The following is a 25603-nucleotide window of genomic DNA, read 5'->3' as shown; positions in this document are numbered from 1 at the left end:
ACCCCACGCTCTCCGGATATGTTTCTCGTGAGATAGAGGTGCATTGCATGTTGAGGATCAGAGGCGCGGTCGTGGCCGTCATGCTGGTCGCAGCGCTGCCTGGCTGCAAGATCATTAAAACACCGACGGCCGAAGAAAAGGCGGCGGAGGCGGCAAAGACCGCCTTCGATCCCGCGACCAGGGTCGAGGCGATCTGGCAGTCGCAAGTGCTTCCGGACCTTGAGAAGCGCGCGGGCGACTTCAAGACGGTGTTGCAGGCAGTCGCATCGAACCCGGACGAGGCCGGCGCAAAATACGGAAATCCGCGCAAGCAGACTTCATCGCCCTGGACCTATGCGGTCAAGCTTAGCGGCAAGATCGTCGCCGCGGATACGGCCTCTCGCGCCGGGACCCTCGACGTCGATGTGGATGGCGACGGCAAGGCGGACGCAAAAGTGCAGATCGGCCCAGCCGTCCGTGGTACAGCCTTGCGCGACGCACTGGGTTTCCTCGACTTCAATGAATTCAGAAACCAGATCGAATGGGCGCAGTTCGGCAAGGCGTTCAATGAGAAGGCAAACACGTCCTTCCTCGCGGCCTTGCCACGCGATGGCCTTGTGGGCAAGACCGTCACGGTGACCGGTGCGTATCCGCTGCCCGCATCCGGCCAGCTTCCTCTGATTACCCCCTCGGCGCTGGCGTTGGGGCAATGAGCATGAGTGACATGACAGAGGACGACATCATCCTTCGCCTGGAAGACGTATCGAAGGTCTATTCGGGCATCGTAGCAGTCAAGCGCGCCAATCTCGAGCTGCGGCGCGGCGCGGTCAACGTGCTCGTCGGTGAAAACGGCGCCGGCAAATCGACGCTGATGAAGATCATCGCCGGCGTCGAGCGCCCCACCCTCGGCCGCATCGTCCTCGAAGGCGAAGCCGTTCATTTCGACAGCCCGGCGGCCGCACAAGCACGCGGCATCGGCATGATTTTCCAGGAGCTCAACCTGTTCGCCAACATGTCGGTTGCCGAAAACATTTTTGCGACGCGCGAAATCAAGCGCGGCATCTTCGGCATCGACCACAAGGCGCAGATTGCCAAGTCCAATGAGTTCCTGAAAAGACTGGACGCGGGCATAAATGCCGAAACCATGATCGAGGATCTGCCGATCGGGCAGCAGCAGCTTGTCGAAATCGCCAAAGCGATCTCGCTCAACGCCCGCATCCTGATCATGGACGAGCCGACATCGGCGCTGTCTGCGGCGGAAGTCGACATCCTGTTCAAGGTGATCGCCGAGCTGAAGGCGCAAGGTGTGGCGATCGTCTACATCTCGCACCGGCTCGAAGAGCTGATGCGGATCGGCGATTACATCACCGTGCTGCGCGACGGGCAGATCACCGGCCAGGCAATGGTTCGCGATATCGATACGAAATGGATTGTCCGGTCGATGATCGGATCGGACGCCAAGGATTTCGCCAAGGACGGCGGCCACGCAATCGGCAAGGAAGCGTTCCGTGCTGAAGAGATCAGCCTGCCGCGCTCGACCGGCGGCCTTGCCGTCGACCATGTCTCGCTCTCCGTTCGCGCCGGCGAGATCCTCGGCATTTACGGCTTGATGGGCGCTGGCCGCAGCGAGTTCTTCGAATGCGTCATGGGCCGCCACATGCATTCGACCGGCAAGATCTTCATCGACGGCGTCGAGGTTCGCGAACGCGACACCACCCGGCGGATCCGGCGCGGTCTGGCGCTGATACCGGAGGACCGGCAGCGCGAGGGGCTGGTGCAGGTGCTCTCCATCGCCAGCAACCTGACGCTCGCCAGCCTCGGGCGCTTCGCCCGCTTCTTTCACATCGATGCCGGTGCCGAAAAGCAGGCCACGCGCGACATGATCCGCGACCTGTCGATCAAGGCGCCCAATCCGGACTTCGAGGTGACATCGATGTCCGGCGGCAACCAGCAGAAGGTCGTCATCGGCAAGGCGCTGATGACCGACCCCAAGGTTCTTCTGATGGACGAGCCGAGCAGGGGCATCGATGTCGGCGCCAAAGCCGATGTCTTCCGCACCATGCGCCGGCTTGCCGGCAAGGGTCTGGCAATCCTGTTTTCAACCTCGGACCTTGAAGAGGTCATGGCGCTTTCCGACCGCATCGCCGTCTTGAGCAACGGCAAGCTGGTCGCCGTCTTCGACAGGAACGAAGCCACGGAAGAAGCCATCATCGCCGCTTCGGCCAAGGGACACGGACATACAAGGGAACTCGCGTCATGACGGCAGATACCTCCACTTCTTTTGCGGCCAAGCGGTCGAACGGCTCTGCGCTGCTGACCTTGATGAAACTCAGAACCTTCATCGCGCTCTTTGCCGTCATCATCTTCTTCGCCATCTTCGCGCCGAACTTCACGTCGACGGCCAACATGATCCTGATGTCGAAGCACGTTGCGCTCAACGCCTTCCTGGCGATGGGCATGACCTTCGTCATCATCACCGGCGGCATCGACCTCTCGGTCGGCTCCATCGTCGGCCTGTGCGGCATGGTGGCGGGCGCCCTGATCCTCAACGGCGTCGCGTTGCCGATCGGATACACCGTCTATTTCAACATATACGAGATCATCCTGATCACCCTCGCCGTCGGACTGCTGATCGGGCTCATCAATGGGCTGCTGATCACCAAGCTCAACGTCGCGCCCTTCATCGCGACGCTCGGCACGCTCTACGTTGCTCGCGGCCTCGCGCTGTTGTCCTCGGACGGCCAGACCTTTCCGAACCTGGTCGGCAGGCCGGAATTCGACACGACCGGCTTCGACGTCTTCGGCGCCGGCAGGCTGCTCGGCCTCCCCGTTTCCATCTGGATCCTCATCGTTCTCGCGCTGATCGCCGCCTATGTCTCCCGCTCGACGCCGATCGGCCGGCACATCTTCGCCGTCGGCGGCAATGAGCGCGCCGCGCGCATGTCGGGTATCCGCGTCGATGTTGTGAAGATCTTCGTCTATATGTTCTCAGGCCTGTGTGCGGCGATTGTCGGCATCATCATTTCGTCGGAGCTGATGGCCGCGCACCCGGCGACCGGCGAGAGCTTCGAACTCAACGCCATCGCAGCGGCCGTCCTCGGCGGCACCTCGATGTCGGGCGGACGCGGAACAATCGGCGGTACGATCATCGGCGCCTTCGTCATCGGTATCCTCTCCGATGGCCTGGTGATGATGGGTGTTTCGTCCTTCTGGCAGATGGTCATCAAGGGGCTGGTCATCATCATCGCCGTGGTCGTCGACCAGGCGCAGCGCCGCCTGCAGCAGCGCGTGACGCTCATGCAAATGGCAAAGGCAGGTTGAACATGGGGGAACTCAAGGGCGCACTCATCGGCTGCGGTTTCTTTGCGGTCAACCAGATGCATGCGTGGAAGGACGTCAAAGGCGCCCGTATTGTCGCAATCTGCGATCGTGAGCCGGAGCGGTTAAAGATCGTCGGCGATCAATTCGGCATTGAACGCCGTTACAGCGATGCTGCGGCTCTTTTTTCCGATGGCGGCTTCGATTTCATCGATATTGCCACAACGGTTCAAAGCCATCGCGCATTGGTAGAGATGGCAGCGACCCATAAAATTCCAGCGATTTGCCAGAAACCCTTCGCAAAATCCTTGAGCGATGCGAAGGCGATGGTCCGCACTTGCGAAAACGCCGGCATCCCTCTGATGGTGCACGAGAATTTCCGCTGGCAGACACCGATACAGGCCGTAAAGGCCGTTTTGGAATCAGGCGCCATCGGTGAACCCTTCTGGGGCCGCTTCTCCTTCCGCTCGGGCTTCGATGTCTTCTCCGGCCAGCCTTATCTTGCGGAAGGCGAGCGCTTCATCATCGAGGATCTCGGCATCCACACGCTCGACATCGCCCGCTTCATTCTTGGCGACGTTGCGACGCTCACCGCCCGCACCAAGCGGGTCAATCCGAAGATCAAGGGCGAGGATGTCGCAACCATCCTGCTCGACCACCAGAACGGCGCGACATCAATCGTCGACGTCAGCTACGCGACCAAGCTCGCCACGGAGCCCTTTCCCGAGACGCTGATCGAGATCGACGGAACACAGGGAACGATCCGGCTATCGCAAGGTTATCGTCTCGAAGTAGCCAGCCCGAACGGCACGACTATCTCCGATGCCTCGCCGCAGTTACTCTCCTGGGCCTCCCGCCCCTGGCACAATATCCAGGAAAGCGTGCTGGCGATCCAGCAGCACTGGACGGACCGGCTCGCGTCCGGCGGCGAAACCTCGACCTCCGGCGCGGATAATCTGAAGACTTTCGCCCTTGTCGAAGCCGCCTATCAGAGCGCCGCCGATGGGAGGACTGTCGACATCGGAGCGATGCTGCGATGACGGCCGAGGTCGATCCTTTTGAGCTTTACGGCACGCAAGAAACAGAAATCCCGCCGGTACGGCTGACCGCTGGCCGGCTTGCCGTTGACTTCAAGGACGGCAATCTCCGCACGATCACCTATCATGGTACGGAGGTGCTCCGTGCCGTCTCCTATCTCGTGCGCGACCGCGACTGGGGCACTTATGCTCCCAAAATATCTGACCTGCAGATCAATCAGGGCAATAATGCGTTTTTCGTTGGTTACGTCGCGCATTGCGCCGGACCAGACGGCACAACGCTTGAAATCCGCGTGCAGATCTCCGCTGACGCCGGAGGCGCCGTGATCTTCGATGCGGAGGCAATCTCCAAAACCGGCTTTGAGACCAACCGCTGCGGCTTCTGCATCCTTCATCCGATTGTCGGCGTCGCCGGCACACCGGTTTCGGTGGAACATGTCGACGGCCATCGCGAAGATACCCATTTTCCCGATCTCATCGAGCCATGGCAGCCCTTCAAGGATATGCGCGCGATCACGCACAGCGTCATGCCGCACGTCACAGCGGAATGCCGGATGGAAGGAGACACCTTCGAGATGGAGGATCAGCGCAACTGGTCGGATGCCTCCTACAAGACTTATGTCCGTCCTCTCGCTTTGCCCTGGCCCTATCAAATCCCGGCGGACCAATCCGTGCGACAAAGGGTCGTTCTCAGTGTCGACGATAAGAGGGAGACGCTGAACGTTCCAGTGTCCATCTCGCCAAACAGCCAAGTCATCACGATCACGGAGGGGACGAAGAGCGGGACAATGCCGCCGATCGGCCTCATGATCACGCCAGAGGAGGCGCAGTCAACGCTTGAGGCTCGCAATATCCTGGCGGAGATCGGGCCGCAGGAAATACTTTTTCACTTCGATCCGAATGCCGGCCATGATGCGGGTGCGTTCACGGCGTTTAACGCCATTGCCCAGCTCAATGCTGGCACCTCGACGCTGGAAATAGCCTTGCCGTGTAAGCAATCGCCGCTCGCGGAAACGATGGAGTGCGCGATCTGGATGCAGGTGGCCGGATTCTGGCCGGACGCGATCGTCATTTCCCCTTCCGTGGACAGTCAGTCGACCCCTCCCGGCAGCCAATGGCCGGCATGCCCTCCTCTTGAGGAGGTCTATACGGCAGCCCGCGCCGCCTTTCCGGGCATTCGCCTCGGCGGCGGGATGCTCAGCTATTTCACCGAGCTCAACCGCAAGCGCGTTCCGTCCGAACCGCTCGATTTCATCACCCATTGCACCAACCCAATCGTGCATGCCGCCGATGATCTGAGCGTCATGCAGACGCTGGAAGCGCTGCCGTTCATCACGCGCTCCGTTCGCGCTATTTATGGCGACAAGCCCTATCGAATCGGCCCCTCCACCATTCCCATGCGCCAGAACCCCTATGGCAGCCGGACGATGGATAATCCCGACGGGCACCGTATTGCGATGGCCAATACGGATCCCCGGCACAATGGCCGTTTCGCCGAAGCTTTCGCACTCGGCTATGCGGTCAAGGTGCTCGACGCCGGCCTGGAATGCCTGACGCTTGCGGCGCTGACCGGCCCCTTCGGGTTAATCGCTGGTAGGAACGAGCCGTCTCCAGCCGGAGGCAAACGCCCGATCTTCAATACGGTTGCCATGCTGGCCCGCCTCGCCGGCAGTCCATGGCGGGAATGCGTCTCATCCGACCCGGCAGCAATCCTCGCCTTCATTGCAGCGCCGGCAGATAAGGCGCCGCAATTGCTGCTGGTGAATGTGACGCACACGCCGCAGCAGGTCGATCTCAGCTCCTTCCGCAAAGCCGATAAACTGACGGACAAAGTTCTCAGTCTTGGACCCTATGCTGTCGGTTCGATCGTTTTGGCGGATTGACCTAGCTCGTGAGACGCGCATCTTAGTCCTCAGAATCGCAATGATCGGGAGGACCGGCGTGAAGACGAAGAAGCTTATCAATGACGGCGCGGCGGCCGTGGACGAAATGCTGGCCGGCGTGCTCGCGGCCCATCCCAACCATCTTCGCGCCATTGACGGATCGCCGCGGTCGATCGTGGCAAAGCATGGCCCGCGTCCGGGCAAGGTCGGCCTCGTCATCGGCGGCGGCTCCGGACACGAGCCGAGCTTCCTGGGTTTCGTCGGCAAAGGGCTCGCCGATGCAGCGGCAGTTGGAAATGTCTTTGCCTCGCCACCGCCGGACCCGATCATCGAATGCGCCAAGGCCGTCAACAATGGCGCTGGCGTCCTGTTCGCCTATGGCAATTATGCCGGCGATGTCATGAATTTCGACATGGCCGCCGAGATGCTCACCATGGATGACATCGAGGTCCGCACCGTGCTGACAACCGATGATGTCGCCTCCGCCCCCATAGATCAGCGGGATCGCCGGCGCGGCGTTGCCGGCAACGTCTTCGTCTTCAAGGCGGCCGGTGCTGCCTGCGATCTGATGTACAGCCTGGATGAGGTGGAGCGGGTCGCGCGATGGGCGAATGACCGCACCTACACGATGGGCGTCGCTCTCTCGCCCTGCTCTCTGCCGCAGACGCTGAAGCCGAACTTCCAGCTCGGCGACGACGAAATGGAGATCGGCATGGGCATTCACGGTGAGCCCGGCGTTGCCCGTGGTCCGCTCAAGCCTGCTGATGACGTGACCACCGAATTGCTCGATAGGATCCTCGGCGAGATGCAGCCCAAGCGGGGTGACCGCGTGGCGGTGCTCATCAATTCGCTAGGCTCGACGCCGCTGATGGAACTCTACATCATCATGCGCAAGGTCAAGATGACGCTCGATGCGCTGGGCGTGGAGATCCATCTATCGCTGGTAGGCAACTATTGCACCTCGCTGGAAATGGCCGGCGCCTCGATCACGCTGATGCATCTGGACGATGAATTGCAGCGACTGATCGACCACCCCTGCGATTGCGCGATGTTCCGTACCGGCGAGGCGCTCTGATGACGACGATCACGGCCGACGATCTGAAATCTCTCATCGCCCTCATCGCGGAGGCAATGACGCGCGAAAGGGACCGGCTTTGCGAACTTGATGGCGTGATCGGCGATGCCGATCACGGGATCGCCATGGAGCTGGGCTTTTCGGCAGCCGCCAAGGCGACGGCCGAACTCGATCCGGCAACGGCCGATCCCACCCTCGTCTTCAACACGGCAGCCAAGGCTTTCCTGAACGCTGTTGGCGCTTCCTCGGGGCCGCTCTACGCAACCGGCCTGATGCGCGCGGGCGCCGCGGTTAAAGGCAAGCCATCGCTCACCGCCGACGACATGGTTGCTGCATTCGCGGCGATTGCCAAGGGGATCCAGGATCGCGGCAAGGCCGAAGTCGGTGAGAAGACCATGATCGACGCTTGGGCACCGGCTGCCGCCGCCTGCCAGGCTGCGCGGGACCACGGAATGCCGCTGGAAGAGTGCTTTTCCGCAGCGCTCGTCGCGGCGCAATCCGGCATGGAAGCAACGAAGGATATGATCGCCACGAAGGGGCGGTCTTCCCGGCTTGGCGAGCGCGCTTTGGGCCACATTGATCCCGGCGCCGCCTCGGCAGCCGTCGTCGTCGCATGCTTCCACGCCTTCTTCTCGCCTCAATGATGATGAGCTCATCATACCAGTTGACATGTATCTGGTGATTTGACAAAACCGCCCTCAGCATTCTTCAGAGGAGGACGGAAAAATGCGTATCAACTCCAAATATGCGAGAGGTTTTGGCGCGGTCGCGATTGCTGCGGCTGCCCTGACGGCAACCGGTGCGAAAGCGCAGGACCTGACGCTGTGGACGCTCAATTTCGATAATGGCGGCGCCAATACTGCGCTGAAGAAGGTGGCAACCGATTTCGAGGCCGCAAACCCGGGAACGCATATCGAAATCGTTCAGCGTGGTGTTGATGAACACAAGACCGCTCTTCGCGTGGCGGCGGGTTCCAGCAAGGGTCCCGATATCTATTTCAGCTGGGCCGGGCTTGGTCTCGGTGGCGAATATGTCAAAGCCGGCCTGTCGCTGCCGCTGGACAAATATTACACGCAATACAAATGGAGCGATGAACTCCTCCCCTCGGCGGCCGCCTTCGCCGACCTTTATCCGGGCGGCAAGCATGGCGTCCCCTTCACCTTCAAGGGTGAGGCGGTCTATTACAACAAGAAACTGTTCCAGCAGGCCGGCATCACCGAAGAGCCGAAAACCTACGAGGATCTGCTTGCGGATGCCGAGAAGCTGAAGACTGCCGGAATTCCGGCCTTCACCTTCGGCGGCTCGGTCAATTGGCATGTCATGCGGCTGATGGACGTGATCCTTGAAACGAAGTGCGGTGCCGACAAGCACGATGCGCTGATGGCGATGAAGCTTGACTGGACGAAAGAACCTTGCGCGACGGACGCCTTCATCGAATTCGCAAAGTGGACCAAGAACTACACGCTTCAGCCCTTCATGGGCATCAGCAATCAGCAATCCTACAGCCTGTTCGTCGCGGGCCGCGCGGCAATGATGCTGGAGGGGGATTGGCTTGTCGGCCAGTTGAGCGGCAGTGGCGCAAACCTCGACGATTACGGGATTTTCCCGTTCCCGACGAACACCAACCGCCTCTATGGCTTCGCCGAATACAACTACGTGAGCACCAAGAGCAAAGATCCTGATCTTGCTGCAAAATTCCTGGATTACTTCCTGTCGACCAAGGTCCAGCAAGATCTGGTCGGGCAGATCAGCTCGATCTCGGTCAACAAGAACGTCCAATACACCGGCCAGAAGCCGCTTGAAGCCAAATGGCTGGATATCTTCAAGACCTACGGCAAGGTCTACATGAACGGCGACCAGGCGTTTCCGCTTGATGTCACGACAGAATATTTCCGCGTGATCAATGACGTCGCGTCCGGAAACATCGAACCGGCGGATGCCGCCAAGCAGCTACAGACCTTCATCGCAGGCCGGACCTAAGTCCTCCCAGGATGCTGACCGGCCCCGATCATCCATCGGGGCCGGCTATTCCGAGCCCTAAAAGCCCACGCGCCAGCCGCTTGTCGTCCGGAGCAGATGAGAATGTCATTGCGAAACCGAACACATGATCCCCGCGTGCAGGCGTTCCTGTTGCTCGCCCCGGCGCTGGCGATCTACGCAATCTTCGCGCTGTATCCGATGGTCAATGTCGCGATATTGAGCTTCCAGAAATGGAACGGGCTCGATCCTCAGCGTCCCTTCGTCGGCCTTGCAAACTACCAATATATCTTCACGCGCGATCCTGTCTTCTGGGTCGCTTTCAAGAATACGGTCATCTGGACCATCATGTGTTTGGTGTTCCCGCCAATGGTGGGGCTTCTCCTGGCATTGAGCCTCAATCAGAAGCTCTTCGGCCGCAACACGTTCCGCGCCATCTTCTACCTTCCAGTCATCATCGCCCCCATCGCCGTCGCGACGATGTGGAAATGGATGTACGACCCATTCTTCGGCCTCTTCAGCGAGATACTGACATCCATGGGCCTCCAGACCTGGATCAAGGACTGGCTTGGCGATAGAGACATCGCGCTTTATTCGGTCTTCGTTGCCTATCTCTGGCAGTCGGTCGGCTTTTCCATGGTTCTATTCCTGGCCGGTCTGCAGAATGTTTCGCAGTCTCTGGTCGAAGCCGCTCGCATCGACGGCGCGGGACGCTGGGCCGTCTTCAAGCACGTCACCTTCCCTGCCCTTCGCACGACCATCACGATCGTACTCGTGCTGTCGATCATTTCGTCGCTCAAGGCCTTCGACATCGTCTATGGCCTCACCGGCGGCGGACCGGCGCAATCCACGCAGATGCTGGCGCTTTGGGCCTTCACCCAGGCGATGCAGATCTTCGACTTCGGCCGTGGCGCGGCAATCTCGGTCGTGTTGCTGCTGATCACCATCGCCATTGTCGTCCCCTACCTGCGATGGACGCAGAAGCATGAGGAGGCCGAGCAATGACCGCGACGTCACCCGAATCCATGGCTGTCACCTTCGATACGGCCACCGTAGGAAAGCCAAGGCGGGATCCGATCCTGATCGGGCTCTGGATCGCACTCATCGTCGTCGCCCTGATCTGGGTCGCGCCCTTCGTGTTCATCGTCTTCACATCGCTGAAGACGAAGGCCGATGTTACCAGCACCGGCGCCTTCATGCCGCCCGCCCATCTGGCCCTCGAGAATTATAGCAATGCCTGGAGCCGGGGAAACTTCGCCAACGCATTCTTCAACAGCGCCATCATCACCGTCATCAAGGTTCCGCTGGGGCTGGCGCTTTCCGCGATGGCGGCCTATGCGCTCGCCAAGATCCCCTTTAAGACCGGGAAGGCATTGCTGCTTCTCGTCGTCTTCGGCACGATGATCCCGTTTCAGGTCATGCTGGCGCCGCTGTTCACGCTCGTCAATTCGCTGGGGCTGATCGACACTTATCCCGGCGTCATCCTGCCCTATATCGCCTTCGGCGTACCCTATCAGGTCTTCATCCTGCATGGCTTCTTCAAGGGCATTCCAAAGGAACTCTCCGAAGCAGCCCTGATCGATGGTGCGAGCCACTTCACCATCTTTCGCCGGATCTTTCTGCCGGTCTGCCTGCCGGTGCTGGCCGCGCTGCTGATCCTGGATTTCGTCTCCACCTGGAACGAGTTCGCCATGGCGCTCGTGTTGCTCCAAGACCAGCATATGTGGACGCTGCCGCTGGGATTGATGTCCTTCCAGGGGCAGTTTTCCAACGATTACGGTCAGCTCAATGCCGCGATCGTCATGACCGTGCTGCCGGCAACACTCGTCTACCTCATCTTCCAGCGATACTTCGTCTCCGGCCTCACCTCCGGCGCCGTCAAGGGCTGAGTCCCCACTTTCAAAGTCTTTCGAGGAGAACATCATGTCCAATGCAACCGTCGAAAAATGGGGCGTCTTCGAGGCGGCCTTCAACGGCCCTTCGAGCGGCAATCCCTATCTCGACGTGGCATTCGATGCCGTTTTCAGCCAGAACAGCCGCGAGGTCCGCGTGCCCGGCTTTTACGATGGCGACGGCGTCTATCGCGTTCGCTTCATGCCCGACAACGAAGGCGAATGGTCCTTCAGCACGCGTTCCAAGACCGTGGAACTCGACGGCAAAACCGGCTCGCTCATCGCCACCAAGCCGTCCGAGGGCAATCACGGGCCGGTGCGCGTGCGCAACAAATTCCATTTCGCCTATGCCGACGGCAAGCCATTCCTCTCCTTCGGGACGACTTGCTATGCCTGGACGCATCAGCCGCTGGAGATGCAAGCACAAACGCTCGAAACGCTGAAGAACGCACGCTTCAACAAGATCCGCATGGGGGTGTTTCCGAAAGACTACCCTTATAACGTCAACGAACCGCTTTATCCGTGCTTCGAGAAGGGTGCCGACGGCAAAGAGGACTTCGACCGTCCGAACCCGGTCCTCTTCCAGCATTTCGAAAAGCAGGTCGCGGCCCTTTGCGCCCTCGGCATCGAAGCCGATATCATCATGTTTCACCCCTATGACCGCTGGGGCTATGCCGACATGTCCGCCGAGCAGGACTTCCGCTATGTCGAATATCTCGCGGCCCGGCTTGCCGCTTACAGGAATGTCTGGTGGGCGCTCGCCAACGAATACGACTTTCTCCTCGACACCAAGCCGATGGCGCAATGGGACCGCTATTTTCATATCCTCGAGGAGAACGATCCCTACGGCCATCTGAAATCGATCCACAATGGTGAGCAGACGATGAACTTCGATCATCGCAAGCCCTGGGTCACGCATACCTGCATCCAGAACTGGGACGTCAAGCGGACGCAGGAATGGCGCGATGCCTATGGCAAGCCTGTCGTCAACGACGAGCCGGAATATGAAGGCAATATCATCCAGTCCTGGGGCAACCTGACGGCGCAGGAGCTTGTCCATCGCTTCTGGCTCACGATGATGCGCGGCGGCTATGCCGGCCACGGCGAAACCTACTCGCATCCGCAGGATCTCATCTGGTGGGCCAAGGGCGGCGAACTGCGCGGCGAGGCATGGAAACGTATTGGCTTCCTCCGCGATTTGCTGGAGCAAGACGTCGTTGGCGGGCTCGACCCGCTCGGAGCTGCGGGCGAATGGCCATGGACGCGTGTCTCTGGGGCTCGCGACGGCAATGTCAGCTATATCTATCTCGGCGAACACCAGCCCGTCATCTGGTCGACGGGTCTGCCCAAGGATGGCACCGACTACGACGTCGACATCATCGATACCTGGGAGATGACCATTACCCCCGCAAGGAAGGTGGACGCTCCGATCCCGCATCCTACGCGGCACGGCGCGATCGTGCGCGGCGGCAAGCCGGACGCTGCCTTCGGCGTCGAACTGCCGGGCAAGCCATACCAGGCCCTTCGCATCCGCAAAAAGAACTGATCGGGCCTCACAGGGAGCAATTTCATGTCCGGACTGACCATCAAGAACGTCAAAAAATCCTACGGAGCGGTGGATATCATCCATGGCGTCGATGTCGACATATCGGACGGTGAATTCGTCATTCTCGTCGGGCCGTCCGGTTGCGGCAAGTCAACGCTTCTGCGGATGATCGCGGGGCTGGAGGAAATCACCGGCGGTGAGATCTCGATCGGTGGGCGCGTCGTCAACAACCTGCAGCCGAAGGATCGCGATATCGCGATGGTCTTCCAGAACTATGCGCTCTATCCGCAAATGACCGTCGCCCAAAACATGGGCTTCGCGCTGGAACTTGCCGGCGCGAAGCGTCCCGAAATCGAGCGAAAGGTTGGCGAGGCCGCGCAGATCCTCGGCCTTCAGCCATTGCTTGGCCGCAAGCCCGCACAGCTTTCCGGCGGCCAGCGCCAGCGCGTCGCCATGGGCCGCGCTATCGTGCGCGATCCGAAGGTCTTCCTTTTCGATGAACCGCTGTCCAATCTGGACGCAAAATTGCGCGTCAAGATGCGGGCCGAGATCAAGGCGCTGCATCAGCGGCTGAAAACGACCATCGTCTATGTCACCCATGACCAGATCGAGGCGATGACGATGGCCGACAAGATCGTGGTGTTGCAGGGCGGCAAAGTCGAACAGATCGGAACACCGCTCGAGCTTTACGACCAGCCGAAAAATGTCTTCGTGGCAGGTTTTCTCGGATCCCCAGCAATGAACTTCCTCGAAGGCAGGCTCACCGGCGGTCTGAAGCCAACCCTTCTGCTGCCGAGCGGCACGCCCGTCGAACTCCTCGATGCGCCGGCCCAGGCGGAGAATAAGGATATCCTCATCGGCATTCGACCCGAAGACATCTCCTTTGCGGCCGATGGCGGCGTGCCGGCAACCGTTACCGTCATCGAGCCAACGGGCTCAGAGACCCATGTGGCGCTGGAGGTGGAGGGCAAAGAGCTCACATGGGTCATGCGGGAGCGCGCGGAGTTGGCCCCGAACCAGAAGGTGCAGCTTTCCTTCAAATCGCCGAATGTCCATTTTTTCGACAAGGCGACCCAGCAGCGCCTGTGAAACACCGAACCGTTATCGAATGGCTTGGAGACGATGCCAGGCGACAACCGCCAGACAGCCGAGCAGGACGAAGTTGATAGTCAGCGCGTAATCGCCGTGGGCAAGCGAAAGCTCAAGGATGATGGCAAAGGCCTGCACGACCAGAAGCGCGACGCAAGCTAGGGGCGCGAGGGCAACGAGCACACCGAGCATGGCCGGCACCAACAAAGCGCCCGCCGAAAGCAGTTCGGCTACGCCAACAGCGCGAACGGCCCATTCGGGGAGAGCCATCACGGAATCCATGCCCAGACTGCCGAGATATTCGATGGGCTTCGATACCTTTAAGATGCCCGACAGGCCGAAGATCACCGCGACGGAGGCCTCCAGAAACCAGACGACAGCAACTCTCAGCTCCGCCAGGGACTGACCAGAAATGCCTTCGGATGTTTCCGTGTGGTGCCGACCGGTGCTCATTATTGTGGTGCGCGTCTATCAGCGTCGCTCATGACCGCCAGGACGCGCTTCACGAATGCGGCGCCATCAAACTGTTTTGGCGAGCCCGTCGGCGAATGGTCCGGCCGCTCGAAGATGAAAGCCTCGATATTGACCACGGGCAATTTCAACCATGTTCGAACCCGGCCGATCATCGCAGTATGCGTTATCACGACCCGACAGCCATTCGGCTCGAACTCGCTCTGTATTCCCGACATCGAGATCGCTGCGACCGACAGTCCTCGTGCGGACAGAACCGAGCCGATGCTGGTGGTGGCCTGAGGATTGTCGAGACAGATCAGAACGTCCGTCCGACGATGGGATGATAGAGAATCAGAAAGCATCCGAGGACCTCTTGTTGGAATACGGACCAACATAGCGATTCCGATGTAATGCAATGTTTTATCTTGTTACGTTTTGTTACGGCCGGAACGCGCCATAGCGACCTATCCGCGGCAAACTAAAAAAACACGCCGCAATACAATGCAACACATGCCACGGGCGAAAACTGGTTTCCTTATGTCCACCCGGATTCGGGCAAGGAGACCGGATGTGAAACAAACCCCAAATGCAGGATCAGGCGATCCGGAACATTTGCTGAATGGGCTGGCGGGTGTCAGGCGCTATCTCGGCAAGCAAGGGCGTGTCTATCTTTGGGCCAGCTGTGTTGGCTGCAACGCGATGTTTTGCATCATCGGCGCGGGGGCACGCCAGTTCATCATTTTCAACGTTCTCTGCTTGCTGGCGTTCGGAGCAAAGACCTTCGAGAATATCCCCATTGAAACCGGGAAGAGCGCCGCCCCGCCCTACAAGCGGGCTTCGGCCGCCAAGGACTGGCGGCCGGTGCTGACCTTTTCAGCTCAATTGCTTGTCGCCTGCTACGCCATGACGGTTCTCGTTGACAATCTCGCCTCGAGCCCGATGCTGCTCGGCTCGATCCACTGAGCAAAACCCCGCCGAAACAGCGAGGCCAAATCGCCCTATATGACCTACTTGGAAAAGCGCTCAGGCCGGAAATTAGCCAGCAGTGGATGACGCTTTCCGGTCGAAATCTCGTCGGCGAGCAGTTCACCGGCAATCAGGCCAAGCGTGGCGCCGCTGTGGCTGAAGGCGACGAAGTAGCCGGGGATGGACTGCAATTCTCCGAACACCGGGTCGCCGTCGCCCGGAATGGGCTTCGGTCCGACGCCATAATCCGCCAGTTCGAGCTTGGGATTTCCTTCAAGCACTTTCGATGCCTCGCGAAGCAGGCCTTCGAGCGTGGATGGCTTTATCTCGTAGCTCCCGTCCGCATTGATGCCGACTTCCTCCTCGGACCAAGCGGAATCGAGCGCAAAACCACCGTCCGGTGTCGGGCGAATGGCGACGCGTGGCGTGTTCAGGACCGCTTTCAACGGGTGCTTGATCGGTTTCGTTCTGACAAGAAGCGCAATCGGCGTTCCGTCGGCAATGTGCTGACCCGCCTCGGCCACGATCGCGGGAACGGCTCCACCGGCCGCAAGCAACACGGCATCGGCATCCCAGCGGACACCGTTCGATGTCGTCACGCCGCAAGCCCGGCCCTCTTCGACATTAACGGTCGCGCGTCCGGCGTCGACGACGATCTCGCCGCCCAGCGCCTTGAACTCCTCGGCGAGAACGCCGATCAACGAAGGCAGGTCGACCCAACCCTCGCCAGGATTGAACTTGGCACCCTGCGGCGTCACCGTGCTGGCATCGACGCCCGGTGTCGTCTCGGCAATCTTCGACGGGGTGAGCAGTAGAGCGTGGTAACCGAGATTGCGTTCGTATTCGAAGACCTCGGCAATCTCATTATCGCCGCCATCCGCATCCCAGGTCAGCCCGCCGTCGAACCGCAGCCACCGCGCATCCGGATATTTGGCGGCCAGCGTCCGGTAGCGGTCGATACCGGCCAAACGCAGCCGATGATAGGCATCCGAGCGCTTTCGCGCCGAGTTGAGCCAGGCGAGCGAGCGCCCGGAGGCGCCGTTCGCCAGCGGACGGTCATTGATGATCACCGTGCGAACGCCGAGCCGCGCGAGATGAAGTGCGGTCGAAACCCCGAAAATCCCGCCGCCAACGACGATGACCTTCGAAGGCTGAGTGGAAGCATGCATGTTGGATAACCTTATCTGTTGACGTTGTCTGGCTGTGAAAATCCGTGGTTTATATCGTGGCGACAGGCATCAGAGAACCTCAGCGAGGAAGCGCTTCAGCCGCTCGCTTTGCGGACTGTCGAAAATCTGCTGCGGGGGCCCCGCTTCAATGATGCGGCCTTCATCCATGAACACGACCTGATCGGCAACCCTGCGGGCAAATCCCATTTCGTGGGTGACGACAGCCATCGTCATGCCCTGCCGTCCAAGGTTCGCCATCAGATCGAGAACGCCTTTGACCAGTTCGGGATCGAGCGCGCTCGTCACCTCGTCGAACAGGATCACCTCGGGATCCATCGCCAGCGCACGGGCAATTGCGACACGCTGCTGTTGTCCGCCCGACAGACCCGCCGGGCGATGATCCTTGCGTTCGGCGAGACCGACCTCGGTAAGGCGTGCTTCGGCAATCCCAAGCGCCTCGCTCCTCGGCATCTTCTTGATCTTCGTCAGTGACAACATGACGTTGTCGAGCGCGGTATGGTCCGGAAACAGGTTGAAGTGCTGGAACACCATGCCGACGCGACGGCGCAGACTTTCCGGCTTCATTGCCAGAATGCTTTCGCCATCAAGCAGAATATCGCCGCGTTTCGGCTCCACCAGCCGGTTCAGGCACCGCAGAAGCGTCGACTTGCCGGACCCCGATGGGCCGATGATGCAGGTCACCGTCCCCGGAGCGATATCGAGATCGACGCCCTTCAGCACATCGAGATCGCCATAGGCCATGCTGAGATCGCGCACCTTGAGCGCCCCTGCCTTGAAGCGCGGTTCACTACCGGTGATGTTGGAAGCGGCGCGCAATTCGCCGACCTCAACGAGACCGCTGGCAACACCCGAGCCGCGCCCCTGTCTTCCAAGCCGCAGCCGCGCGTCGATGTAGTTGACGAAATGGGTAAGCGGCACGGTGATGAGGAGATAGAACACACCGGCAAGCAGCAAGGGCGACAGATTGCCCGTGACCACGGCCTGATCCTGCCCGACGCGGAAAATCTCGCGCTCCGAGGCAAGCAAGCCCAAGAAATAGACAAGGCTCGAATCCTTGACGTTGCCGATGAACTGATTGACCAACGCAGGGAGAACGCGCCTTACGCCTTGCGGGATGACGATCAGCCGCATCCCCTGCCCGTAGCTCATGCTGAGCGCGCGGCAGGCTTCCATCTGGCCGCGCTCGACGCTTTGAATGCCCGACCGAAAGATCTCGCCGATATAGGCACCGGCAATCAGGCTGAGGGCGATGATGCCGAGCGGAAATGGCGAGGGGCCGAACAATTCGCGTCCGATACGGGCAAAGCCCTGACCGATGATCAGGATCGTCACGATTGCCGGCAGGCCCCGGAAAATATCGGTGTAGATCCGTGCCGGCAGGCGCAGCCAGCGTGACTGCGAGATGCCCATGACGGCCAGGATCATTCCGATAATGACGCCAAGCACCGTCGAGGCCGCAGCCAGGATCAGCGTGTTCTTGAGGCCGACGGTGATCATGCTCGGCAGCACTTCCGCCATGGCATCCCAGTCCAGGAAGCTGCGGCGGAGATTTTCAAGCCAATCCATTCCATTCCCCATGAATTCTTGCGGGCCATACCGACGCATCCGTTCGGATAAACATCAGCAATGCCATGAAGGAGCCGCCCGGCAAGCGCGGGCGGCTCGAAGCTTCACTTCTTGGGTAGATATTGGTCCGGCATTGGTGAGCCCGGAAACCACTTCTCATAAAGCGTCTTCCAGGTGCCGTCCTGCATCGCTTCGTGAAGCGCTTTATTCAGCGCCGTGCGGAAGGGATCATTGCCCTTCCGGATGACGAAGCCTGCAGGCGCATCGAAGGACGGGATGTTCACGGCGATCTTCAGCGACGGATAACGCTCGCCATATTGCTTGGCCGCTTCGTAATCGAGGAAATGGGCGTCGATCGTGCCATTGTTGAGCGCGGCCACCGCCGAATTATTGTCGGGGAATTTTACGAGATCGGCTCCGGCAAAATTCTTGGTGGCATAGATTTCCTGCAAGGTGCCCTGCACCACGCCGAGGCGCTTGCCCTTCAGCGTATCGGCATCCTTGATGCTAGCTTCCGGTGTCAGGACGGAGAGATATCCGGCGAGATAACCGTCGGAGAAGTCGACCGTCTTCTTGCGTGCCTCGGTCGTTCCGATTGCGGCGACCGCTACGTCGAAGCGTTCATTGGCGACGGACGGCATCAAGGCCGAGAATTCCTGACCGGTGAAGGTCACCTTGTCCTTCGCAAAGCCCATACGCGATACGACATTGAGGAAGAGCTCAATGTCGAAGCCGGTGAATTGGCCGTCGGCGGTCGCAAAGGTGTAGGGCTTTGAATCGCCCATCGTGCCGACGCTGATAGTCTGCGGATCGATCAGATTATAGGGATTGTCGGCCGCGGATGCGGACCCGATGCCGGCTGCAAGAAGATAGGCCAGGACGCCAGCTCGCAAGGGAGCGATGGCGGCTGCGAATATGCCAGATTTGCTCATGTTCATTCTCCACTCTGAAGGGTGCTCTTATCGGCATTTTTATGCGTGACCATCCGCTCCCTCATCGAGTCTCGCCGAAGGAAGGATTTGCACAAGAGACCGGTATCTCTTATAAAGAGACCGGTCTCATTGGATATTTGTTAACTTGAGATTGACCTTCCGTCAACAACTCTTGTAACCGTCATCGCATGGAAAACCTTAGCCCCGTCAAACGTTCCGTCACCGTCGCCGACGTCGCAAAAGCGGCCAAGGTTTCGAAGGCCACGGCGGCCCGTGTTCTCGGCGGCTATGGCGTGGTCAGCGACAATGTCCGCGCTCAAGTAATGGCTGCGGCAACAGAACTGGAATACCGGCCGAATGAACTTGCCCGCAGCATGACGACGGGGAAATCCGGCATCATCGGCGTTATCGTCGGCGACATCGAGAACGCCTTTTTCAGCCTCGCCGTCCGAGGCATCAGCGACGCTGCGCGCGTGGCGGGCTTCAACGTCATCATCGCCAATTCAGGCGAAGAACTTGATACCGAGAAATCGGCGGTAGACCTGCTTATCGGCAAGCGCGTCGATGGCCTGATCGTGACGCCGGCGCGATGCGACCGCATGGAGCATCTGCAGGACATTCGCCGTGTCGGCGTTCCGCTCGTCCTGTTCGATAGAAGCATTCCGGAGCTTGGGGTCGACTCGGTGACCGGCGACGACCGCGATGCCGCCATGAACGCAACGAGACATCTGCTCGAGGCAGGACATCGCCGCATCGCCTATATATCCGCCATGGACACCGGAGTTGATCCGTTCACGGACAGCCGGCAGATATCCAACTCCGCCGTGCGCGAGCGCGTGGAGGGCTTCTTGAGCGCACAGATCGACGCCGGGTTGGAGGACCCGGAGCGCTACGTCAGGCTTGGCGCCACGGATCAGCAGCGGACGGATGCCGTCGTGAAACGCTTGCTGGCGGAAGAAAATCCGTCGACGGCTTTGGTGGCGTCCGATAGCCTCGTCGGGCTCAGGGTATTCCGTTCTCTACAGTCCCTGAACCTTTTCATCCCCAGGGACATATCGATGATTTCCTTCCTCGATGCGGACTGGACCACAGTTACCGCTCCGCCGATCACCGTCGTCGATCAGCCGGTTTATGAGATGGGAAAGAAAGCCGCCGAAAGGCTCATTTCCCGGCTAAACGGTAAGGAGCAACCAGCGGAGCGCACGATCGTCAAGACCAGCCTGATCCGGCGCGGTTCGGTGGCGGCACCACGATCGACTGTGACGTGAGGCGAAAGCCTGTCATCGTCTCGGGAACAGGAACGGACAGTTACGACATTCTAGTCCTGCGCGCGGACACGGCGGGCATGCCGAAGATCGACGGCGGTATGCCACACGATCGTCGCAAGGATGATCGCACCGCCCATGAACGTTGCCATCGGCGGCCTCTCGGAGAAGAAGAGCCAGACCCAGAAGGGGGTAAGCACGATCTCCATCGAGCTGATGAGAGCTGCATCGGCCGCCGGCATTCGCCTTGACCCGAAAAGGAAAAGAACGAAGGCGAGCGCGAAATTCGTCGCTCCAAATGCGGCGAGCAACAGCCAATTATAGGCATCGAGCGAGGCCGTCGAAGCGAAAGGCAGGAAGAGCACGAATGTGAGGAACCCGCTGACGACGCTTGACGGCAGGATCGGCACGCTACGGTCGATGCGCGGGATGACGATGATGAGAGCGAAGGTGACCGTCATGCCGAGCGCAAGGAGATCGCCGACGCCGGTGCCGCCCCCAATCGAGGAAGCGACGATAACCGCCACCCCGACGAGGCAAACACCACCGGCAATCAACGTCCGCTTCGCCACGCGCTCCTTCAGCATCGACCAGCTGAGAAAGGCGGCGATGAACGGCGCCGTTGCATAGATCATGGTCACGTTTGCGACCGTGGTCATGTAGAGCGCACCGATAAAACAGGCCTGGCTGATGGTCTGGCAGGCAATCATCGCCAATCCGGCGGGATGAAAAATCGAACTCCATTGGCGCCGTGAAAAGCCGCCCTCAAGGAAGAAGCTCGGGATCAACAGGAATATGCCGCCGAACAGCGACCGCCAAGCGATCGCCGTCCATATGTCGGTCGTCAGAAGCCGCGCATAAATGCCACTGCAGCTCCACGCAAGCGTGGCCACGGCCACAAGAACGATACCCTTCTCATACTCGCTTGAGGAGAAGGTTCGGGCAGGAATCTGAATGGTCATCTATCGAATCTCGGAAATGCAGCACCTGAATTGGTGACCCTGTCTGCGCCGATATTTGACATCAGACAAACGAATAGTAGAGATAGTAGCCATCAGAAAAATTTGTGATCCATCATGCGCGAACCCATCGAAAGCGATCTGCTCCGGACGTTTCTCGTCATCACCGAGACATCGAATTTTTCCGCTGCCGCCCAGCGTATCGGCCGCACGCAATCGGCCGTCAGTGCGCAGATCAAGCGCCTCGAGGAAATCGTTGGTAAAGCATTGTTCGACAGAAGCGCGCGTGGCGTTGCACTGACCCGGGCGGGCAATCAGTTGCTACCCTATGCGCAACGGGTGATCGACCTGCTAACCGAGGCGGCAGCCACCATCCGCACCAAGCCGCTAGACGGCCCCGTCCGGATCGGCATTCCGGAGGAATACAGCCAGACCATCCTGCCGGCGGCGCTTGCCGCCTTCGCCATCCGGCACCCCGCCGTCGAAGTCACCGTTACCTGCGACTATACCGCACACAATCTTGCCGCCCTGGAGAGAGACGAGCTCGATCTAGCCGTCGTCTTCGACTGGAGCGATCAGACCACAGGCGAGGTTCTCTGCATCGACCCTACGGTCTGGGTGACATCGCTGGTGCACCGGCTGCACGAAGCGGTGCCGTTGCCTATCGCGATCTATCGCGATTCGACATGGTGTCGTGACTTTGCCTTGCGCTCCCTGGAGCAGCAGGGGCGGCGCTATCGTATCGCCTTCGTCGCCGATACAAGTTCCGGCCTGAAGAATGCCGTTTCGGCCGGCCTTGCCGTCACAACGCTCTCGCGAAGCAACATTCCGCATGGCTGCCGGGAACTGACGGGCGATGATGGATTTCCGCCGGTCGATTCTTCCCGCGTCGTACTTCGCCGCAACCCCTATCATTCGAGCGAGGCGATCCGGGAGCTGGCGGAGATGGTGCGCGAAGCTTTCCAGCCTATGTCGGCTCTTTTGCAGCCGTAGAGCGCCCGCGCAAGCGCCGCCGCGTACCCGACGGACTTTCCGAGAAACTGGCGCGATAGCTACGGGAAAAGGCCGAAGCCGAATTGAAGCCGGTCGCCGCGGCAATCTCCGCAAACGACTCCTTGGTCTCGATCACCTTGCGGCGCGCCGCGTTGAGCCGGAGCGCCAGATAATGCACATGCGGTGGCGCGCCGAAGTCGTCCTGAAACAGAGCCTGGAGATGACGGGCGCTGACCCCGATGCGCCGCGCCAGGCGCGTCAGCACCAGTGGCTGTTCGATATGCTCTTCCATCAGTCGCACGGACTGGGCGACGCGGGGATCACGCAGACGTAAACCGGCTGTCGACGGCGACAGCTCCATGGCACCATAGACGGTCGCCGGCTCATAGATGAAAAGCCGGCTGACTTCGAGCGCCAGCGAATAGCCTTGCCGCCGCCGGATGATTTCCAGCATCAGATCCACCGTTGGCATCGAGCCGGCGGTGGTGATGCGCTTGCCGTCGATGACGAAACGATCCTTGACGGCGCGCACCTGCGGATAGGCCAGCGCGAAATCCTCCGAATCCTCCCAATGGACAGCCGCCGACACATTGTCGAGAAGGCTCGCCTCGGCCAGCAGCCAACTACCGGACTCAATGCCGGCGATCATCGAGCGATAACGCGCCGTCTGCGACAATTGCATCTTCAGCGCCTGCGTGGCGCTGCGCCGCCAATTGTAGCTCGCCAACACAAAGAGCGGCGCCGTGTCGTTTGACGGCCGGAAGCTGCCCGATGCTGGTATCGGGATGAGGCTGGTCGTCTCGACCGGCGAACCGCCCAACGTAAACAGTCGCCAGCGATAGAGTTCGCTGCCGGAAATGCGGTTGGCACCGCGCAGAGGTTCGATCACCGACGCGATCAGGATCAGGTTCGTCTCCGGTAGGATCAGCAGGTCGATGTCGAGCGGCGTATCGGATGGCGTGAACATGGGCATTTCTCGTGTTTCTGATAATGTATCGTTTGCTTCTGAAAATGCAAAGCATGAAGCCACTGCTTGCAGCGTAATGCCCTCAATACGAGGGAGAACAAAAATGCCTCTTGCGATGAACCGCGATGTCTTCATCACCTGCGCCGTCACCGGTTCCGGCGACACCGTTTCGAAATCCAGCCACGTTCCGATCACGCCCAAGCAGATCGCGGAATCCGCGATCGATGCCGCCAAAGCTGGGGCGGCAGTTGTTCACTGCCATGTCCGCGATCCTGAAACCGGGGCTGCCAGCCGCCGCAACGATCTCTACAGGGAAGTGACCGACCGCATCCGTTCGGCCGATGTCGATGTGGTGCTCAACCTGACCGCCGGCATGGGCGGCGATCTGATCTTCGGGGATGTCGAAAGCCCCCTGCCCTTGAACGTCAGGGGCACCGACATGGCTGGCGCAACGGAGCGTGTCAGCCATGTCGCCGAATGCCTGCCGGAAATCTGCACGCTCGATTGCGGCACGATGAACTTTAGTCTCGGCGACTATGTGATGACCAACACGCCCTCGATGCTGCGGGCCATGGCGAAGAAAATGACCGATCTCGGTGTCCGCCCCGAAATCGAAGCCTTCGATACCGGTCATCTCTGGTTTGCCAAACAGCTTGCCGAGGAGGGTCTTATTGAGGATCCGGTCCTCATCCAGCTCTGCATGGGCATCCCTTGGGGGGCGCCCGATGACCTCAACACCTTCATGGCGATGGTCAATAACGTTCCACCGAGCTGGACCTTCTCGGCCTTTTCCATCGGGCGCAACGCCATGGCCTATCCCGCCGCGTCCGTCCTTGCCGGCGGCAACGTCCGTGTCGGCCTGGAAGACAATCTCTACGTCGGAAAGGGCCTGCTCGCGACCAATGCCCAGCTCGTCGAAAAGGCGGTGCAGGTCATCGAAGGCATGGGCGCGCGCATTATCGGCCCTGAAGATGTCCGCAAGAAACTGAAACTGACGAAACGCTGAGGCTTAGATGACCAAGATCAACAAGGCAGCCTGCATCGGCGGCGGCGTCATCGGCGGCGGATGGATTGCGCGTTTTCTTTTGGCCGGCATCGATGTCGATGTCTTCGACCCGCATCCGGAAGCGACCCGCATCGTCGGCGAAGTGCTGGCGAATGCCGAAAAGGCCTATGCGATGCTCACCGGCGCGCCGCTTCCCGCGCGCGGCAAACTCACCTTCCGAGAGACGTTGGAAGAGGCGGTGGCCGGTGCGGACTGGATCCAGGAGAGCGTTCCCGAGCGGCTTGATCTGAAGCGCAAGGTGCTGACGCAGATCGACGCGGCGGCAAGGCCCGACGCGCTGATCGGCTCCTCCACCTCTGGCCTGCTGCCGACCGACCTGCAACGCGACATGCGTCACCCCGAGCGTCTCTTCGTCGCCCATCCCTATAATCCGGTCTACCTGCTGCCGCTTGTCGAAATCGTCGGCGGTGAAAGGACCTCCAGGGAGACGATCCAAGCCGCCATGGACCGGCTGCCGCCCATCGGCATGAAGGGCGTTCATATCGCCAAGGAGATCGAGGCCTTCGTCGGCGACCGCCTGCTGGAAGCCCTGTGGCGCGAGGCGCTGTGGCTGATCAAGGACGACATCTGCACCGTCGAAACACTGGATGATGTCATCCGCTATTCCTTCGGCCTGCGCTGGGCCCAGATGGGCCTCTTCCAGACTTACCGTATCGCCGGCGGCGAAGCGGGCATGCGGCACTTCCTGGCGCAGTTCGGCCCGGCTCTGCAATGGAACTGGACCAAGCTGATGGATGTCGTCGACCTCGACGACGCGCTGGTCGAGAAGATCGGCCAGCAGTCGGACGAACAGGCCGCCGGCTTGTCGATCCGCGAGCTGGAGCGTATCCGCGATGAAAATCTCGTCGGCATCCTTCAGACATTGAAGGGCAGCCATGGCGGCAAGGGCTGGGGTGCCGGCAAGCTGCTCAAGGATTTCGAGCAAAGTCTCTGGGCAACCGGCGGCGGCGAAAGAAAATTTCACGACCTGGCAAGACCGCTGCGCCTTATCGAAACCAAGGTGAGCCCCGCTTGGGTCGACTATAACGGCCACATGACCGAGCATCGCTATCTGCAGGTGTTCGGCGATACTTCCGACGCTCTCCTGCGCCTCATCGGTGTCGATTTTGACTATGTCGAGCGTGGCCACAGCTACTACACGGTCGAGACGCATATCCGCCACATCGGCGAGGCCAAGCTCGGCCAGGCGATCCATTCGACCTGCCAGCTCCTGTCCGCCGATGAGAAGCGGCTGCATCTGTTCCACACGATCCACGACACGGCCACGGGCGATATCATTGCCACCGCTGAACATATGTTGCTGCATGTCGATGCCAAGGCAGGCAAGGCCGCTCCCGCACCGGAGGAGGTGCTGCGCAAAGTAAGGCCGATCGCCGAGGCTCATGCAAAATTGCCCCTGCCGGAGGGCATCGGGCGCCGTGTCGGACAAAAACGCTAGGAGGAAGCGGAC

Annotated in this window: 24 protein-coding genes; 17 read left to right on the top strand and 7 right to left on the bottom strand. The window is 60.2% G+C overall.

Features of this window, described 5'->3' with window-relative positions; translation table 11 throughout:
* Positions 1–47: 47 nt before the first annotated feature.
* The 12 genes from AB6803_RS02310 (at position 48) to AB6803_RS02255 (ending at position 13796) form a co-directional block, all read left to right on the top strand.
* Positions 48–692 (top strand): DUF2291 family protein, encoded by a 645-nt coding sequence (locus tag AB6803_RS02310; RefSeq protein ID WP_371107341.1) that lies wholly within the window; start codon positions 48–50, stop codon positions 690–692.
* Positions 689–2239, top strand: a complete 1551-nt coding sequence (locus AB6803_RS02305) for a sugar ABC transporter ATP-binding protein (protein WP_371107340.1) — start codon at positions 689–691, stop codon at positions 2237–2239. The genes AB6803_RS02310 and AB6803_RS02305 overlap by 4 nt, the downstream gene beginning before the upstream one ends.
* Complete coding sequence (locus tag AB6803_RS02300; protein WP_371107339.1) at positions 2236–3300, top strand: ABC transporter permease; 1065 nt, start codon at positions 2236–2238, stop codon at positions 3298–3300. The genes AB6803_RS02305 and AB6803_RS02300 overlap by 4 nt, the downstream gene beginning before the upstream one ends.
* 2 nt (positions 3301–3302) lie before the next feature.
* On the top strand, positions 3303–4337 hold the full coding sequence (locus tag AB6803_RS02295; RefSeq protein WP_371107338.1) for a Gfo/Idh/MocA family protein: 1035 nt from the start codon (positions 3303–3305) through the stop codon (positions 4335–4337).
* Positions 4334–6217: a hypothetical protein gene (locus tag AB6803_RS02290; protein ID WP_371107337.1), complete on the top strand. Its 1884-nt coding sequence runs from the start codon at positions 4334–4336 to the stop codon at positions 6215–6217. The genes AB6803_RS02295 and AB6803_RS02290 overlap by 4 nt, the downstream gene beginning before the upstream one ends.
* A 58-nt stretch (positions 6218–6275) precedes the next feature.
* Positions 6276–7292, top strand: coding sequence for a dihydroxyacetone kinase subunit DhaK (locus AB6803_RS02285; protein ID WP_371107336.1), 1017 nt, complete (start codon positions 6276–6278; stop codon positions 7290–7292).
* Complete coding sequence (gene dhaL / locus AB6803_RS02280) at positions 7292–7936, top strand: dihydroxyacetone kinase subunit DhaL (RefSeq protein ID WP_371107335.1); 645 nt, start codon at positions 7292–7294, stop codon at positions 7934–7936. The genes AB6803_RS02285 and dhaL overlap by 1 nt, the downstream gene beginning before the upstream one ends.
* A gap of 82 nt (positions 7937–8018) precedes the next feature.
* The gene (locus AB6803_RS02275; RefSeq protein ID WP_371107334.1) at positions 8019–9272 is read left to right on the top strand and encodes an ABC transporter substrate-binding protein; all 1254 of its coding nucleotides are present in this window, start codon (positions 8019–8021) and stop codon (positions 9270–9272) included.
* Positions 9273–9374: 102 nt separating this feature from the next.
* The gene (locus tag AB6803_RS02270) at positions 9375–10274 is read left to right on the top strand and encodes a carbohydrate ABC transporter permease (RefSeq protein WP_371107333.1); all 900 of its coding nucleotides are present in this window, start codon (positions 9375–9377) and stop codon (positions 10272–10274) included.
* A 20-nt stretch (positions 10275–10294) separates the two neighbouring features.
* Entirely contained in the window at positions 10295–11158 is an 864-nt protein-coding gene (locus AB6803_RS02265; protein WP_371107696.1) for a carbohydrate ABC transporter permease, read from the top strand.
* 34 nt (positions 11159–11192) lie between these two features.
* On the top strand, positions 11193–12707 hold the full coding sequence (locus AB6803_RS02260) for a DUF5060 domain-containing protein (protein WP_371107332.1): 1515 nt from the start codon (positions 11193–11195) through the stop codon (positions 12705–12707).
* 24 nt (positions 12708–12731) lie between these two features.
* Complete coding sequence (locus tag AB6803_RS02255) at positions 12732–13796, top strand: ABC transporter ATP-binding protein (RefSeq protein ID WP_371107331.1); 1065 nt, start codon at positions 12732–12734, stop codon at positions 13794–13796.
* Positions 13797–13808: 12 nt separating this feature from the next.
* Here AB6803_RS02255 and AB6803_RS02250 read toward each other — a convergent pair whose 3' ends face one another.
* Together AB6803_RS02250 and AB6803_RS02245 are read right to left on the bottom strand one after the other, a co-directional pair.
* The gene (locus tag AB6803_RS02250; RefSeq protein ID WP_371107330.1) at positions 13809–14249 is read right to left on the bottom strand and encodes a DoxX family protein; all 441 of its coding nucleotides are present in this window, start codon (positions 14247–14249) and stop codon (positions 13809–13811) included.
* Positions 14249–14644, bottom strand: a complete 396-nt coding sequence (locus AB6803_RS02245; RefSeq protein WP_371107329.1) for a hypothetical protein — start codon at positions 14642–14644, stop codon at positions 14249–14251. The genes AB6803_RS02250 and AB6803_RS02245 overlap by 1 nt, the downstream gene beginning before the upstream one ends.
* A 175-nt stretch (positions 14645–14819) precedes the next feature.
* Between AB6803_RS02245 and AB6803_RS02240 the strand changes: the two genes are divergently transcribed.
* Complete coding sequence (locus AB6803_RS02240; protein ID WP_371107328.1) at positions 14820–15212, top strand: hypothetical protein; 393 nt, start codon at positions 14820–14822, stop codon at positions 15210–15212.
* A 44-nt stretch (positions 15213–15256) separates the two neighbouring features.
* On the opposite strand, the gene AB6803_RS02235 is transcribed toward AB6803_RS02240, so the two are convergent.
* The 3 genes from AB6803_RS02235 to AB6803_RS02225 all read right to left on the bottom strand — a co-directional run bounded on the left by AB6803_RS02235 (position 15257) and on the right by AB6803_RS02225 (position 18903).
* A complete protein-coding gene (locus AB6803_RS02235; RefSeq protein ID WP_371107327.1) occupies positions 15257–16384 on the bottom strand; it encodes an NAD(P)/FAD-dependent oxidoreductase in 1128 nt (375 codons plus the stop codon).
* A gap of 69 nt (positions 16385–16453) precedes the next feature.
* A complete protein-coding gene (locus AB6803_RS02230) occupies positions 16454–17971 on the bottom strand; it encodes an amino acid ABC transporter permease/ATP-binding protein (protein WP_371107326.1) in 1518 nt (505 codons plus the stop codon).
* A 104-nt stretch (positions 17972–18075) separates the two neighbouring features.
* Positions 18076–18903: an ABC transporter substrate-binding protein gene (locus tag AB6803_RS02225; RefSeq protein WP_371107325.1), complete on the bottom strand. Its 828-nt coding sequence runs from the start codon at positions 18901–18903 to the stop codon at positions 18076–18078.
* Between the two features lie 188 nt (positions 18904–19091).
* Between AB6803_RS02225 and AB6803_RS02220 the strand changes: the two genes are divergently transcribed.
* Positions 19092–20171 (top strand): LacI family DNA-binding transcriptional regulator, encoded by a 1080-nt coding sequence (locus AB6803_RS02220; RefSeq protein WP_371107324.1) that lies wholly within the window; start codon positions 19092–19094, stop codon positions 20169–20171.
* A 50-nt stretch (positions 20172–20221) separates the two neighbouring features.
* Here AB6803_RS02220 and AB6803_RS02215 read toward each other — a convergent pair whose 3' ends face one another.
* On the bottom strand, positions 20222–21130 hold the full coding sequence (locus AB6803_RS02215; RefSeq protein ID WP_371107323.1) for a DMT family transporter: 909 nt from the start codon (positions 21128–21130) through the stop codon (positions 20222–20224).
* Between the two features lie 114 nt (positions 21131–21244).
* Here AB6803_RS02215 and AB6803_RS02210 point away from each other — a divergent pair, with 114 nt between their 5' ends.
* Positions 21245–22120 carry a LysR substrate-binding domain-containing protein gene (locus AB6803_RS02210; protein WP_371107322.1) on the top strand — a complete coding sequence of 292 codons (876 nt, stop codon included), beginning with the start codon at positions 21245–21247 and terminating at the stop codon, positions 22118–22120.
* On the opposite strand, the gene AB6803_RS02205 is transcribed toward AB6803_RS02210, so the two are convergent.
* Positions 22095–23087, bottom strand: a complete 993-nt coding sequence (locus tag AB6803_RS02205; protein WP_371107321.1) for a GlxA family transcriptional regulator — start codon at positions 23085–23087, stop codon at positions 22095–22097. The two genes, AB6803_RS02210 and AB6803_RS02205, sit on opposite strands and share 26 nt — an antisense overlap.
* 103 nt (positions 23088–23190) lie before the next feature.
* On the opposite strand from AB6803_RS02205, the gene AB6803_RS02200 reads away from it, so the two are divergent.
* Both AB6803_RS02200 and AB6803_RS02195 read left to right on the top strand, forming a co-directional pair.
* Positions 23191–24093: a 3-keto-5-aminohexanoate cleavage protein gene (locus AB6803_RS02200; protein WP_371107320.1), complete on the top strand. Its 903-nt coding sequence runs from the start codon at positions 23191–23193 to the stop codon at positions 24091–24093.
* 7 nt (positions 24094–24100) lie between these two features.
* Entirely contained in the window at positions 24101–25591 is a 1491-nt protein-coding gene (locus tag AB6803_RS02195) for a carnitine 3-dehydrogenase (protein WP_371107319.1), read from the top strand.
* Positions 25592–25603 lie beyond the last annotated feature (12 nt).

The sequence above is a fragment of the Rhizobium sp. RCC_161_2 genome (assembly GCF_041355235.1).
Lineage (GTDB): Bacteria > Pseudomonadota > Alphaproteobacteria > Rhizobiales > Rhizobiaceae > Rhizobium.
This window is presented reverse-complemented; position numbering and strand designations above follow the sequence as displayed.